Origin of the sequence: Imperialibacter sp. (genome assembly GCF_048007035.1) — a bacterium.
Lineage (GTDB): Bacteria > Bacteroidota > Bacteroidia > Cytophagales > Cyclobacteriaceae > Imperialibacter.
This window is the reverse complement of sequence record NZ_CP180355.1, coordinates 214440-228899: the sequence shown is the minus strand read 5'-3', so window position 1 is coordinate 228899 and position 14460 is coordinate 214440. Positions and strand designations below refer to the sequence as shown.

The following is a 14460-nucleotide window of genomic DNA, read 5'->3' as shown; positions in this document are numbered from 1 at the left end:
CTTACTTGGGCACAGTGACCTGCTCAATAATCTGCTGACAAACTTCTGTGGTGGTGAGCCCTTGCATTTCAGCTTCAGGATTGAGGATGATCCGATGGTCAACCACTGGCTTGAACAGGTACTGAATGTCTTCCGGCGTCACGAAATCACGGCCCTGCATAGCAGCGTAGGCCTTTGACGAACGCAGCAGGTCGATAGACGCTCTCGGCGACGCACCAAGATACAGGGAAGGATGGCTTCTCGTTTTGCCTACCAGGTGGGCAATGTATTCCACCAGCGAGTCTTTGGTCAATATCTGCCTCAGGTTTTCCCTTATTTCTATTACTTCCTTGCGGTTAATCACTGGTTCAATAAAGCTGAGCTGCTTGAAGCCAAAATTGCCATTGACCAGGTGTAGCACCTGAAACTCTTCTTCCAGCTTTGGATAATCGACCTTTATTTTGAAAATGAATCGATCCAGCTGCGCTTCCGGCAGGCGGTAGGTTCCTTCCTGCTCAATGGGGTTTTGGGTAGCCAGCACCATAAAAAGAGGATCCAGCGGATAGGTGGTGCCGTCGTTGGTCACCTGCTTTTCTTCCATTACCTCGAAAAGGGAGGCTTGCGTTTTAGCTGGTGCCCTGTTGATCTCGTCAATCAGCACAAGGTTCGAAAAGATAGGTCCTTTTTTGTAGTCAAACTCAGCTTTTTTGGGATTGAAAATAGAGGTGCCCAGCACATCTGCCGGCATCAGGTCGGGAGTGAACTGAATGCGCTTGAACTCGGCGTCAATCATTCGGGCCGTCAGTCTTGCGGTGAGCGTTTTGGCTACACCAGGCACGCCCTCAATCAGCACATGGCCTTCTGCCAGCAGCGCCACCAGAATCAGGTCGAGCATTTTGTCCTGGCCCACCAGCGCTTTCCTGGCTTCGGTTTTTATTTTATCTACTTTCTCATTGAGAAGTTTCAGATCAATTCTGTTTTCAAATTCACTCATGCTATTTCTATGTCAACTTCTGATTCCTTTTTTAACATTTTTCAACTCACTATCCTGTTGAGCTTTTCAGCCAGCAACACCAGGTCGTTGCCTTTTATCTGTTCCTTTTGCCTGATGGCGACCACGACCGCCAGCGTAGCGTTAATCTCTTCAATAGGTACCTCGCTTCGCACCGACAGCATATGGTTAAAATGTTCAGTCGGCTCAAAGGTCAAGTAGTATTTTTCCTTTACCCGGTGTATGAAGTGCCGGATCATTTTTTCTGCCAGGTTTTTGTGATTGCCTTCCTGAAAGTACAGATTGCCCAGTGTTTTCACGTAAGTCAAAGTAGTGTTTTCTGGCGGTGTCATCACTGGAATGGCTCGTTGCCTCCTTCGTGTTTCGATAATCAGAAAGACCAGTAACGCTGCCAAAGCCAGGTATAGCGCCCATTTCAGTGCTTCTTGCGAAAGGATATAACGCAACGGGGTTTGAACTTCCGGTCGGCCCAGCTGGTAGAAGTAGCTGAGCTGGGTGCGTTGCTCAGGGAGGAGGTTCAATATGCCGGCCGCAAACCGGTAGTTGTCCTGATAGAGCAACCCGAAATTGGTGAAGATCAGTGGTGAACTACACAAAATCAATTCGCCATCACCAACTGCTTTTTTTATGACCAGGGGCTGGTCGGTTTCATCGGTTACAATGATTTCCCATTTGTCGGCGTCAACTTCCTCAAACACGGCCTGTATCATCTGCCTGGGGTAGCTTGCTGAAGAGGAGTTTATCCTGCTGATTAATTGAATCTGATCTTCTCCGAATATCTCCTCGTTAACGAAGCTGTAGTTGAACGCCACCTTCAGGCCCAATGAATCGAGCCATAATTGGGGAAATTGATGGGCTGCTAAAAAAACGGAGCTACCTGCATGGAGCATCTCATTGATGCTTTCCTCGTCGGTTGGGCTTAGTTCCATTTCATGAGCCAAAACGAGAACATTTTCTTTGTCTGTGAAAAGCTGCGTGAAGTTATAGTAGCTGGTTTCAAGTTCGGGAAAAATGTCCGGCAGCCTTTCTATGAGCACAAAACCTCCGAATGGATTCTTATCGTCTTCATGGAAGGTAACCGCCCAGTCGAGGGGCTTGGGCGCTGTATATTGCACGATGACATAGCCAACAAAAAGTCCTAGAAAAACCCAAAGAAAGATTTTGTCCTTTTTGTTCATGCCTTTTTCTTTTCCAGGTCAGCCACTGTCGCTTTGCACAGTTGAACGTCGGTTTCGTCCGGCTCAAACTCTCCATACCATGTATACTCAAACACCTGCTTGAGCTGGATAAACTTTGATTTTTGGTCTCCACTCAACTCACTGGCATAGTCGGCGCCAGTTTTCCAGGAGCGAATCTTCAGCAGGTTTTGATCACTTAGGTTTGTCAGGCCTTTCATATACAAATAGCGAATGGCCATTTTAAGGTCGCCGGCTTCCATTGCTTCATTGATGAGCTTGTTGTAATCAACCTGCTGGCTGCCGCCATACACGGTAAAGGCTGAACTGCCAGCCTCATTCGATTTAGAAAAAACAGAGCCGTATTGCATTTTAATGATCAAATAGGCTGCTCCCACAACCACAGCCACAAGAAAAAGTAACCAGAGGACCTGGCCTATATTTTGTCCGTTGGGCCCACCAAACAACCTTCCGATCAGGCTAAATATCCAAAGCCATAATTGATCCCAAAGTGAAATTCCCTCCGGCCTGAGACTGACGTAGTCAAAAGCTGGGTCGGCTTTGTAAGCTTCCATGGCTGCCTGGTCAAAGGCTCTCCCTGCCGCCAGCCACCTGGCTTCGGCGTACAAGGCACTACAGCATACAATGCAGCTGGATGTGAAAGCAAACGCAGTCTTATTGAATATTTTCAAAGTCCTGAATTTTGTTGATCAAGCCAGGGGCGCTGTTTCGCTCTGCCAAATTGAAGTACTGAAAGCCAAGGGCGATCAGTGGGATAGAGTAGGAGAGGTAGCCACCCACACCCAGGATCACCATGCTAATGGCCATATACCAACTTGAGAAGATATTGGTGAAGGCGCTAGGGTCGGTGTTGATTTTGTCTACCACACCTACTAGTTCAAACATGTATACAGCATAAAATGGCACGGAGAAAATCATCGAGACCACATAGGAAATCATTACCGAAATGAAAAGCAGCCCGAAAGTGCTCCACCACTTGTCCTTGATAAGGGTAAATGCTCTTCTGTAGGCTTCCACCGGGCTTACTTTCTCGAAATAGAGAATAGGAATGGCCAGCGACAGGACGACCCCGAAATAGAGCGCTGGAAGAAAGAAGAAGAAGACTGAAATGAAAAGAGTAATGCCCACGAGGATGGTCAGTAAAAAGGTGGAGGCAAACCTGCTCAAGGCATTGCGAAGCACGTCCATGGCGCTAAACTCCGACGCTTCTTTTTGGCTGTAGAGCTCCATGAAGGCATAGGTTGTAAGCGACAACATAATGCTGGCAAAAATGGACACCAGGAACATGACGAAGTAATTGGTGAAAAGTGTGGGGAGGTCATCCAGTATAGCCGGATTCCCCGGGTTGGCGGACATGCCCATGAAAAACCCCATAAACTGTTTCATCACTATGCCCATGATGAGGGCAGTGGGGCCAGCAACGAAAAGCAATGTTGTAAAAAGCTTTTTGAAGTTTGCTCTTATGAATTCGATGGTCGCATTCAGCTTCTGACCGAAGTCACGCATTTTGTACAACTCAATTTTTGGTGTGGTCATGAGGGTTGGTTTTTAGAGGCAAATAGAAAAAGTAGAATAGAATGAGCAGCAGCGACAAGCTGATGATCAAAAGCTTCAGGTAAAGTGGCCATTCGGTATGTCGGGTAACAAACGACTCGATAAATCCGGCTACTATGAAGAAAGGAAGCAGGCCAAGCACAACCTTGATGGCTTGCTTCGCTCCTCGCTGGAACGAGTACAGCCGGGGGTAGGTGCCGGGAAACAAGAAGCCATTGCCGAGGACAATACCTGCCGCCCCAGCTACGATGATGGACCAGATTTCAATAGTGCCGTGAAGCCAGATGGTTAGGATGGTATCGTCGAAGAGGCCTTCTTTGAAGAATAGGTAATGAAAGGCACCGAGCATTACACCATTTTGGAACAGCACCCAGCCAGCCCCAACACTAAAGAAAAGGCCCAGCGCAAAAGCCACAAATGACACCCGGATATTGTTGGAGGTAATAGCCATGAACATATGGTTACCATCCATAGAACCATACACGCCCATGGGGTCGCCTTCTTTGATATTGTTCAATGTCATGTCCACATAGGCATCTCCCATGATCAGGCGTATGAAGGTTTCGTCGTTGGCAGAAGACAATGCGCCAATCGACGCTCCGGCAGCAGTAATGAGGAAGGCAATAAGGATATATTTGTACGACCTTCGAATTTCCAATGGCACCTCATATGCCCAGAATTTACGGAACCGCCCTTTCTCTTCTTTCTTGTTTTTGTATACCGTTGTATGCACCTTCAGCGCCAGGGAGTTCAGATAGGTGAAAAGCTTGGTGTTTGGATAGTTGGCTTTGGCAAAGGCCAGGTCTTCGGTAAGATGGATATAGATGAGCGAAAGTTCGTCGGAAGAAAGTGTGCCAGTATTTGTCAGTTTCGACTCAAATTCATTCCATTTAGCCTGATTATTTTTTACAAATATTGACTGCTTCATTATCTTCCGCCCAAATATGCGTTAACATAATCACTAGAAGGGAAATGCCCAAATTTGTCACCAGTCAGAATATAGAAATTGACCTTGAGCTAGCCAGCCTTGGCGAAAGAATCCTCGCATTCCTGATTGACATGTTTGTGATTTTTGTATTCATCGTGCTGTGCTTTTGGATCATTTCCACAGGCTTTGACCGACCGGAGTTCTACTTCATTCCATGGGTATTGGTCATGTTTTATTCCCTGCTTTTCGAGTCTCTTTTTCAGGGGCAGAGTATTGGTAAAAAAGCCATGAACATCAAAGTGGTGAAGGCCGACGGCAGCCCTGCCGGAATAGTGAATTATATCCTCAGGTGGGTGCTCCGGCTCGTCGACATCTACTTTATGAGTGGAGGTGTTGCCGTGATCACCATTATTGCGACTCAAAACGGGCAACGGCTGGGCGATTTGGCTGCCGGCACAGTGGTGATCAGACTGCAAAAGCAGGTTTCTAATGCTGACCTTGTCACTAAAGTGGATGAAAACCATCAGGTGACGTTTCCAACTGCCAGGGTGCTGAATGACAGCCAGATTGAAGTCATCAGAAATGCTTTGAACCTGCGGAAGGAGGGACTCAACGATCAGGCAGTGATGCTGGTGTCACAAAAAATCAAAGACCTGTTATCAATAGAAACCCCGATGCCAGACGTGAAGTTTTTGTATACCGTAATTGCCGACTACGAGTACATGGCGGCCAAGGAGATGTAGGAATCAAAAGTAAAGAGGTTACTATCTGCGGGAGCGCAGATAGTAACCTCTTTACTTTAGCTGGACAATTTTGGGAGCATCGACTTCGAAGTGACATTGGATCGCTTCACGAATGTTGGCCTTTAGTTGATCCATGTCATTGCCATCGGTAAAGATGGAGTGATCCAGGGCCTTCGCCTCAAATCCTCCTTCATGTGATTCTTCAACAATGAAAATAATTTCGTTCATAACATATTTTTGTATAAAGGTAACGATTTCGCCAGAATTCTAGTTTCTCAGAGATATCAGAGTTTCGGTTTGACCTGTTACTTATATGTTTGAGTTGAAGTACCGCCTGGAATTTCTTGACTTAGCAAACTCACCCTTCCGAATGTGCTTGAACCAGTAATATATTTCGCCAAACAAGCCTCCAACTACAATGAGCAGTATCCACTGGAACTTGCCCTCCCGGTTGAGTTCCTGATTTTTTGTTACATGGACGATGTAAAGGACGGAAGCAATCAAGGCCATGATTAAGCCCGAAAAAAGTGCATCAAAACCCCAGTAAGAATCATACCGAACCCCAAAAAACCTCAAAATAATAAGTGCCAAATGGCACATCGGAAAAATGAGATAAATAAAAGAGGGGATTCTGTTCATGGTTGTCGAAAATCAGTATTGTGCACTTAATTTAATTAACCAAATCGAATATATCACCTTCCTTGGATATACTAAACCCACTATTTTTTACATTTTCTTGTTCTTTGTTGCTCCAAATCAACGGATTGGTATGATTGAAATGAATGAAATGCACCTTGCTTCTTTCGCCTTCGGGCAAGTCTTCAAATAGCGCCATCGACTCTTCCACAAAAGGGTGGGGCACCTCGCTCATGTCTCGGTCGATTTCTCCGTTTCGAAAAAAGGTGGCATCCAGAAAGGCCACGTCGGCAGATGCTACCAACTCTCTGATGCTTCTGTCCCACTTGCTCCATTTATCAATATCAGGAATGAAGATGATGCTTTTATTGGCGCTGGCAATTTTGTAGCCAACCGTTTCTGAAAACTCGTCTCTGTGTGGAACAACAAAAGGGGTAATGGAAACATCAGGGGAAAGCCGGATTGTCGAATCGGCGGCGAGCTTTCGCAGACTGATATTTTCGAGCGCTACTAGCTGACTCCAGGGGCCGTTCTCTGTCAAGTAAGACCGCATCACGGGCATGCCGTAAACAGGTACATTGGCAGCACCCATGATTTCTCTGCCCAGCTCCAGCAATCCGGTATAATGACCTACGTGCGCATGGGTGAGAAAAATGCCATCGGGAACGCTTTTGTTCAGTCCGGCCTTCTCATTCAAATCGTGCCATTGGCTTTTGAAGTCAGGGGTGGCTTCGATCATCCAGACCTTGCCGACCGCTTGGTCGACGATGCCAAGACTGACTACCCGCTGGGCCTCATGCTCTCCGTTGTAGTATCGCAGGCAGCATTGCTTGGTGCAACCTGCCTGAGGATAGCCTGCGTCCTGCGCTACGCCGAGAACGATGACATACTGATCTGGCAACTCATTGACGGTTTGTTCAATTGAGTTCCTGGTGCATGAAGAGATGATTATGCTGATCAGCAGAACGAGCGCTGCTTTGAAAACTTTCGGGCGTATCATGCTTCAATCTAGTGAAACATTCTAAATGTAGGGTTGATCGTTCAGCAATGAAACCTCCCTTCCATCACATTCCCTTTCAAAGGCTCATAGGGCGTCGGTATCTTATTGCATCAATCAAACCGAAAGCCATGTTTAAAAAGTTGCTCCTCATTACCATGCTTGCCGCCGCCGCCCAATTCACCCAGGCACAGAAGGAAGACCCTAAAAACCCCAATTGGGCGAAGTATCACACCACTGCTGATGCTTACTACTTGCTCCAGGAGTGGGCCAAAGCCTATCCGAACCTGACCAAACTCTATTCTATAGGCGAGACGCTCATGGGCACCCAGCTGATGGTGCTGGAAATTACTAACAAAAGCACAGGTGCCGCAGAGGACAAGCCAGCCTATTACTACGACGGCAACATCCATGCTGGAGAGCTAACGGGTGCTGAAGTAGCACTGCACTATACCTGGCTGCTGCTGAGCAACTACGGTAAGGATCCACGCATTACCAACCTCATCGATACCCGCACTATCTACATCCGCCCCAAGTTCAATCCGGACGGTGCTGATATTGCCCTGACGACTCCCCAGGCGCTGCGCAGCACACCCAGACCCTACGACCAGGACGGCGACGGCCTGCTCGACGAAGACCCGGGCAACGACCTGAACAATGACAATCTCATCACCGATATGCGGGTGAAGAACCCCACTGGCAAGTGGAAAATCAGTACCGAAGATCCCCGCATCATGGTGGAAAGAGAGCCCAACGACCTAAGTGGCGATTTTTACGACATGTACGAAGAAGGCATTGATGATGACAAAGACGGACTGTACAACGAAGACGGCATAGGTGGCATTGATATGAACCGTAACTTCCCCCGCAACTGGGGCCTGGAGTCGGAGCAAAAAGGAGCAGGACCTTATCCGCTTTCGGAGCCTGAGACCAGAGCCACCATCGAGTTTCTGAGCTCGCACCGCAACATCACGGGCATTTTCCATGGGCACACAGCGGCCGGGTTTCTTTACCGATTGCCTTCCACTACCAATTGGGACAGCTTCAACATGGCCGACCAACGCCTCATCCTTGAGCTCTCGGACAAGTATGCAACCACTACCAGCCAGAAGGTAGTGCCCAGCTATAGCAACCCACGGCTGCACCGCCACGGCACCCTGATCAGCTGGGGCTATTGGGATTATGGTGTGGTAGGCTTTGTGCCCGAATTTTGGGGAGCCTTCCAGGCCGATGCCAACAAAGACGGCCGGGTGTCTGATCTCGAAAGAATGCAATGGAACGATGCCGAACTGGGTGGCAAGGGCTTTGTGAACTGGCAGGCTTACGATCACCCGCAACTGGGTAAGGTGGAAATAGGGGGCTGGGACTATAAGTTTACCCGCCAGAATCCACCCACCAAATACCTGAAGGGCGAAATAGAAAAGTATGTGGAATGGATGCTATGGCTGGCAGAAACCAGTCCTAAGATTGCCGTTTCCCAGCCCAAAGTAGAAGTGCTGGAAAAAGGTAAGCTGGTGAAAGTGAGCCTTACTGTAGAAAACGACGGCTATTTGCCGACAAATATCACGGAAAGAGCCATAGAGCTCGAGATAACCAAACCAGTAAGGGCGATTGTGGAATTAAGTGGCGCTGAGCTGGTCAGTGGTAAAATGCGCACTGACTTGGGTAACCTGCCGGGCCGCAGAGACGGTGAAAGCGTGGAACGTACCAAAACAGTGGAGTATGTATTCAAAGTCACGGGCGGTTCACCCAAAGCCACCATCACCATCGATTCTGAAAAAGGAGGGAAGGTGAGTAAAGAAATCAGTCTCAAGTAAACTAAAAGAGCTCCCTGATACCAGCGAGCTCTTCGTTTATTTTCTTAAGCACCTAAATAGTACGATTAGTGTCAAACTGTTCCAAATAATCCGCCACCTTCCTCACAAACATGCCGCCCAGTGCACCATCTACCACCCGGTGGTCGTAGCTGTGGCTGAGGAACATCATGTGGCGGATGCCGATAAAGTCGCCCTGCGGGGTTTCTATAACTGCCGGCTTTTTGCGAACGGCACCAACGGCCATAATAGCGACCTGAGGCTGCATAATAATAGGAGTGCCCATCACGTTTCCGAATGACCCCACGTTGGATATGGTATAAGTACCACCAGATAGTTCATCTGGCTTCAGGCTATTGGTGCGGGCACGTTCAGCAAGGTCGTTCACTGCATGGGTAATGCCCAGCAGGCTAAGCTTATCTGCATTTTTGATCACGGGCACAATGAGGTTACCCGAAGGCAGTGCCACGGCCATACCGATGTGCACCCCCTGGTGCCTGACAATCTTTGTGCCATCCACTGAGATATTGATCATAGGGAAGTCCTTAATGGCCTTCACAATGGCTTCAATGAAAATGGGGGTATAGGTAAGGGCCGCCTTTTCCTTTTCCTGAAAAGAGCGCTTCCATTTATTTCTCCAGTTCACCACGTTGGTTACGTCAGCTTCCACAAACGAGGTTACGTGGGCGCTGATCTGCCTGCTGGCCAGCATGCGCTCAGCAATCATTTTGCGCATGCGATCCATTTCGATGATCTCATCATCGCCGCTGTAGGTGATTTTTACAGGTTCGGCCACTTTAGGAGCAGCACCTTTTGCTCTGGTTTGAATGTAAGCGAGGATATCATTTTTGGTTACACGGCCTTCTTTGCCTGTGCCGGGAATGCCCTCCAGTTCTGACGTGCTGATTTTTTCCTCTTTGGCAATGCTCATCACGAGGGGAGAGTAGAACCTGTCGGAGCTTGGCTTTACCAATGGGGCGTGGCTCACTGCTGCTACGGCTGTTTCGACCATTTCGGAAGCGAGCGCCACAGCGTCCTTGCCATTTCCTGAGATGTCAGCAGCATGTCCGTTTTCGCTGCTTCCTTCAATTTCTATAATCGCAATGGCTTTGCCCACCTGCACTACTTCACCCTCTTTGGCCAAAATCTCTTTCAACACACCAGCATGGGTGGCGGGCACCTCCGTATCCACTTTATCAGTAGCCACTTCCAGCACCGACTCATCCTGTTCAATGGTCTCTCCTGGCTTTTTCAACCATGAAAGGATCGTGCCTTCCATTATACTTTCACCCATTTTGGGCATCACCATTTCAACTACTGCCATGTCACTAAGTATTTCGTATCCTTTTGGGTAATAGGTTATTTGTATTGTTGTTTATTGCTTTTCAAAATATTCTTCTAATTCATCGCCTCTTTTAAGACTAAAACCTAAGAATCGTTTGTTTGCAAAATAGCGCTTACGGCCTCTAAGTTAACATTTTAATGGGAATGATGTATAATTTTTCCTTGCAGTGTCGTAAGCTTTACCAAACCGGGCAGAGAGAACACTTATTTAGAAATCGCCTCCATTTCCATCAGCGATGTCCTTAAAAGATTCAGTGAGTGCAACGCACTGGCGTGGATGTTGATTTGCCTGTCGGTGGTCAGCTGTAGTTTTCTCGCAAAAGTCCGCCCCTCAAAAGCGCAGGCAATCCACACGGTACCGACAGGCTTGTCAGGAGTGCCTCCGTCAGGGCCGGCAATGCCCGAGGTAGCCAGCCCAATATCTGTTTTCAATCTTTTTCTAACTCCCTCCGCCATTTGTCGCACAGTTTCTTCGCTCACAGCGCCCACAGTGTCTAGTGTTTCCTGTTTCACACCCAGCTCATCGGTTTTGACCCGGTTGTCGTAGGAGATAATGCTGCCCATATAATAGGCAGAACTGCCTGGGATGCTCGTGATTTCATGGGCCAGGTAACCACCTGTGCAGCTTTCGGCGGTAGACACGGTTAACTTGCGCTCCAGCAGCAGCTTGCCGATGGCTGATTCAATGGTTTCCTGGTCGTAGCCGTATACAAACTTCTGGATGTCTGGCATCACCCGGTCTATTTCAGCTTGCACTTCTTTTGCCAGAGTCTCCAGGTTGGGGCCGGCACCCGTCAGCCGCAGTTTCACTTCCCCGGGACTGGGAAGGTAGGCCAATTTGATATGAGGAGGCAGGCTGGTCTCCCACCATTCAATTTTGTCCGACAACCATGATTCACCAATGCCAATGGTGCGGATCATTTTGTGGTAGATTACTGGCAGAGTGTATTTTTCTCTTAGCCTGGGGATCACCTGTTCGCTGATCAGCACTTTCATTTCATAAGGCACGCCTGGCAGCGATACAAAGGTTTTGTTGCCTTTTTCGAACCACATGCCCGGAGCCGTACCCATGCGATTGGTCAGTTTTGTGCTTCCCTTCGGCAACCACGCCTGCTGGCGGTTGGTGTCTGTCATTTGGAAGCCTCGCTTTTCGAAGAGAGCAGTGATCTCTGCGAGGGCTTCTTCATGTAATGCCAGTTCCATACCGAAGTACCTGGCCAATAATGGTTTAGTCAGGTCGTCCTTGGTAGGGCCCAGGCCGCCTGTGATGATGATGATGTCTGCTCTTTTTTCTGCTTCCGCAAAGGCGGTCATCATTTCGTTTTCCACGTCGCCCACGGTGGTTTTACGAATCACTTTGATGCCACGCTCCGAGAGCTGCTGCCCGATCCAGGTGGAGTTGGTGTCGTGGATTTGTCCATAGAGGATTTCATCGCCTATGCTGAGTATTTCTGCGTTGATATGCATGGATGGGATGTTGTTCGTTATTCTGGCGAAAGTTAACAGATCGCTGTGTTATCAAGCTGGCTTCGGCTACATTAAATTCCTGCCAAATTTGTAACATCGTTTTTTAGCTATAAAGATATAAAGTGGTTTTATTTGAAAAAGTTTAAAACAGCTACGTAATGAGATTTTTATCTGCAACAATATTGGCTTTTGGCATGCTGGCAATTTCGGCCTGCTCGGTTCAGCAAATACAGAAAACAGTTGACGGCTACCTGAAAGACGCCAAGCCAACCACCGAGGAGGTGGTATCGGGCTTGAAAGAGGCGCTGGAAAAAGGGATTACCAACGGAGCCAAAAAAGCCTCTGCTGTCGATGGCTACTACAAAAACCCTCAGATCAAGATTCCTTTTCCCCCTGACGTGCAAAAAGTGGAGACAAAGCTCCGTCAGCTGGGCATGGATAAGCAGGTGGATCAGTTCATTGAAACGCTCAACAGGGGAGCTGAAGAAGCGGCCAAGCAGGCAGCGCCAATTTTTGTGAGTGCGATTAAGCAAATGACAATCAATGATGCCTGGAATATCCTTAAAGGAGACAAAGACGCCGCCACTCAATACTTGCAGAAAACAACGACCAGTCAACTTGAGGACAAATTTAAGCCAGTCATTCAAAAGGCGTTGGACAAGGTGAATGCGACTAAATACTACGGCGACCTGGTGAATACTTACAACAAGGTTCCTTTTGTGGACAAGGTGAATCCTGACCTGAACGACTACGCAACCACGTTGGCTATTGATGGTCTGTTCAAGCTGGTGGCTCAGGAAGAAGCCAATATTCGCAACAACCCCGGCGCCCGAACTTCCGAACTATTAAAGAAGGTGTTCAAGGAGCAGGATAATTGAGCAGATAACCGCCTCATAACTGACCTGGGTTATGTGGACATTTGCTGACGCTAAGGTCACTGGAGAATGCGATTCTAAAGCTAGGTTTTATACTAACGCTGAACCAAAAAATAGTAATAGCTTTCAGTCCGTCCTGTTTGCGTTTGACAAAGCCGAAGGCTTCATCTCTGCGGTACTCCTTTACTCTGCGGTGGAGTACTCTGTTGAGTTTTTTCCTGCAAAAAGGTTGAATGAAGTTACCTAAAGATTTTATGTGGTGGCAGTCAATCAAGCTGCTTTATACCATCCCAATTTCTTAGCAATAGCCGTGCTGCCCCAAATCAGCAAAAACATCTCCAAAGCCCTTTTGATCAGTAGCACAGTGTCATTGCCTTTCAACCCTACAGCCCTGATCAGTTGATCAAGGAGAATGCTGCTCCCCACCAATACCGCAATGGCCAGCACTACTCTTAAAACCCGGATCGGCCACTTACCTTCATCAGAAGGGAATCCCTGCAAGCCAATGAGGAGGAAAGCAATATTAAGCCCCAGGAATTGAGCAGCTATGCTGTTGCCCAGGAAAATGAAAACGATAGGAAGCAAAATGCAGGAGGATATGAAAATGAGGGTAGGCATATTCATTTGCAGTCGCAGCCTGCTGAGGGAGAGATAGGCCGAAAGTTTATTCTTTTTGATCAGGAAAAACCATGCCAGCCAAACGGTGATGCCACCGAGAACGAGCCCACCCAGCACATCGGCCAGGAAGTGCCTGCCGAGGTACATGCGTGAAAATGGCATCAACGCAATGATAATGATGGCCGCCACCCTCACCCAGGTTCGGTTAAACAATAATCCAATGCCACCCCAGTAAGCCACCGAGCCACTTACATGACCTGATGGAAAGCCATAAGAATCGAGCTTGTTCTCTCTGTAGTATTCGATGGCTTCCGGTGCAGGCAAGCTAAAAAAAGATTGCCCGCCTTTTCTGACGAAGGGAGAAACGGCGTTGAACTCATCGACAAGGTGCTTGAGCGATGAATCAACATTTTCGGGGCGGGGCAGGGCAAAGAAGTCCTTTAAAAGTGCCCCCGCAAACCCTGTCCAGATAAGCATGTGTGTAGCAAGGAAGGCCCTTTTCATATGGACGCCAAAAATGAGCACAATGGCCACGGCAATGAAGGCGGAGTTGTACCCGAGCCTGGTGGTAGCGTCCATAAGCCAGTAAATGGCCGGGCTGTCAAAACTTTGGAGGAAATGGTTTGGCTCGGTTTGAAACATCAGCTGTTTTTTTGCCGAAACTACAGGATTACTCTGTCAGACAAAAAGACAATTTGACCGATTCTATGAATTTTTATTCAGAAAACATGACATAAATACCTGAAAAATGCGTTGGTACATTGATTGATTAGTGATGTGGGAATTTAGGATATATGAAAATGAAGTTATCTGACTCTTTGGTAAAAAACATGGTTGTGACGGCCGATTTGCTGAACACAATCAATGGCGGTATGAGTCTTCCTTCCACAAAAATGCGGAAGCTGGAAGATTGCTACGAATTGGATGTGGTTGCTCCGGGACTCTCGGTGGAAAACCTCAAAATTGAAATTCACAACAGGCACTTGAGTGTGTTCCATTACCTGAACTATAAGGCGCCCAACCACACGAATGAACAGGAGGGAGCGCCAAATATTGTACATTTGATGCCTATCCCATTCGACGTGGAGCTGGATAGCATCACTGCCTTGTATGAAGGAAAGCACTTGAAAGTCATCATGCCTTTTAATGAACTGGCTGAGGGATATTTCAGGAGCATAGATATAGATACTGTGTAAAAGAGAATAACTATTAAGCATAGTTTTGATTAGTCCTTTTTGAAGACCCTGCGAGCGTTTGCCCGTGGGGTCTTGTGTTTTAACGGTATTGTATTCCATTT

The 14460-nt window shown here is 47.7% G+C and carries 15 protein-coding genes; 4 read left to right on the top strand and 11 right to left on the bottom strand.

The features are described from left to right. Position 1 precedes the first annotated feature (1 nt). The 5 genes from ACMVP2_RS01030 to ACMVP2_RS01010 are packed head-to-tail and all read right to left on the bottom strand — an operon-like array spanning position 2 to position 4669. A complete protein-coding gene (locus ACMVP2_RS01030; protein ID WP_416866342.1) occupies positions 2 to 973 on the bottom strand; it encodes an AAA family ATPase in 972 nt (323 codons plus the stop codon). A 41-nt stretch (positions 974 to 1014) separates the two neighbouring features. Further along, positions 1015 to 2169 carry a DUF4350 domain-containing protein gene (locus ACMVP2_RS01025; protein ID WP_416866341.1) on the bottom strand — a complete coding sequence of 385 codons (1155 nt, stop codon included), beginning with the start codon at positions 2167 to 2169 and terminating at the stop codon, positions 1015 to 1017. Further along, positions 2166 to 2858 carry a hypothetical protein gene (locus ACMVP2_RS01020; protein ID WP_339794161.1) on the bottom strand — a complete coding sequence of 231 codons (693 nt, stop codon included), beginning with the start codon at positions 2856 to 2858 and terminating at the stop codon, positions 2166 to 2168. The genes ACMVP2_RS01025 and ACMVP2_RS01020 overlap by 4 nt, the downstream gene beginning before the upstream one ends. Then, the gene (locus ACMVP2_RS01015) at positions 2842 to 3723 is read right to left on the bottom strand and encodes a hypothetical protein (RefSeq protein ID WP_339794163.1); all 882 of its coding nucleotides are present in this window, start codon (positions 3721 to 3723) and stop codon (positions 2842 to 2844) included. The genes ACMVP2_RS01020 and ACMVP2_RS01015 overlap by 17 nt, the downstream gene beginning before the upstream one ends. Next, positions 3704 to 4669: a stage II sporulation protein M gene (locus ACMVP2_RS01010; protein ID WP_416866340.1), complete on the bottom strand. Its 966-nt coding sequence runs from the start codon at positions 4667 to 4669 to the stop codon at positions 3704 to 3706. The genes ACMVP2_RS01015 and ACMVP2_RS01010 overlap by 20 nt, the downstream gene beginning before the upstream one ends. 44 nt (positions 4670 to 4713) lie before the next feature. On the opposite strand from ACMVP2_RS01010, the gene ACMVP2_RS01005 reads away from it, so the two are divergent. Beyond that, on the top strand, positions 4714 to 5412 hold the full coding sequence (locus tag ACMVP2_RS01005) for an RDD family protein (protein WP_416866339.1): 699 nt from the start codon (positions 4714 to 4716) through the stop codon (positions 5410 to 5412). A 51-nt stretch (positions 5413 to 5463) separates the two neighbouring features. On the opposite strand, the gene ACMVP2_RS01000 is transcribed toward ACMVP2_RS01005, so the two are convergent. From ACMVP2_RS01000 to ACMVP2_RS00990, 3 genes are all read right to left on the bottom strand, one after another. Then, positions 5464 to 5640, bottom strand: coding sequence for a 2-oxoisovalerate dehydrogenase (locus tag ACMVP2_RS01000; protein WP_339794167.1), 177 nt, complete (start codon positions 5638 to 5640; stop codon positions 5464 to 5466). An 81-nt stretch (positions 5641 to 5721) separates the two neighbouring features. Next, positions 5722 to 6051: a hypothetical protein gene (locus ACMVP2_RS00995; RefSeq protein ID WP_416868236.1), complete on the bottom strand. Its 330-nt coding sequence runs from the start codon at positions 6049 to 6051 to the stop codon at positions 5722 to 5724. Positions 6052 to 6082: 31 nt separating this feature from the next. Next, positions 6083 to 7048 (bottom strand): MBL fold metallo-hydrolase, encoded by a 966-nt coding sequence (locus ACMVP2_RS00990; protein WP_416866338.1) that lies wholly within the window; start codon positions 7046 to 7048, stop codon positions 6083 to 6085. Between the two features lie 128 nt (positions 7049 to 7176). On the opposite strand from ACMVP2_RS00990, the gene ACMVP2_RS00985 reads away from it, so the two are divergent. After that, positions 7177 to 8862 carry a M14 family metallopeptidase gene (locus tag ACMVP2_RS00985; RefSeq protein ID WP_416866337.1) on the top strand — a complete coding sequence of 562 codons (1686 nt, stop codon included), beginning with the start codon at positions 7177 to 7179 and terminating at the stop codon, positions 8860 to 8862. 52 nt (positions 8863 to 8914) lie between these two features. On the opposite strand, the gene ACMVP2_RS00980 is transcribed toward ACMVP2_RS00985, so the two are convergent. Continuing rightward, complete coding sequence (locus tag ACMVP2_RS00980) at positions 8915 to 10183, bottom strand: dihydrolipoamide acetyltransferase family protein (protein ID WP_416866336.1); 1269 nt, start codon at positions 10181 to 10183, stop codon at positions 8915 to 8917. Positions 10184 to 10407: 224 nt separating this feature from the next. Further along, positions 10408 to 11670: a competence/damage-inducible protein A gene (locus ACMVP2_RS00975; protein WP_416866335.1), complete on the bottom strand. Its 1263-nt coding sequence runs from the start codon at positions 11668 to 11670 to the stop codon at positions 10408 to 10410. A 158-nt stretch (positions 11671 to 11828) separates the two neighbouring features. Between ACMVP2_RS00975 and ACMVP2_RS00970 the strand changes: the two genes are divergently transcribed. Next, positions 11829 to 12548 carry a DUF4197 domain-containing protein gene (locus tag ACMVP2_RS00970; protein ID WP_416866334.1) on the top strand — a complete coding sequence of 240 codons (720 nt, stop codon included), beginning with the start codon at positions 11829 to 11831 and terminating at the stop codon, positions 12546 to 12548. Positions 12549 to 12815: 267 nt separating this feature from the next. Here the strand turns inward: ACMVP2_RS00970 and ACMVP2_RS00965 are convergent, their stop codons facing one another. Then, the gene (locus ACMVP2_RS00965; protein WP_416868232.1) at positions 12816 to 13808 is read right to left on the bottom strand and encodes a phosphatase PAP2 family protein; all 993 of its coding nucleotides are present in this window, start codon (positions 13806 to 13808) and stop codon (positions 12816 to 12818) included. Positions 13809 to 13957: 149 nt separating this feature from the next. On the opposite strand from ACMVP2_RS00965, the gene ACMVP2_RS00960 reads away from it, so the two are divergent. Then, positions 13958 to 14359: an Hsp20/alpha crystallin family protein gene (locus tag ACMVP2_RS00960; protein ID WP_317487180.1), complete on the top strand. Its 402-nt coding sequence runs from the start codon at positions 13958 to 13960 to the stop codon at positions 14357 to 14359. Positions 14360 to 14460: the final 101 nt, after the last annotated feature.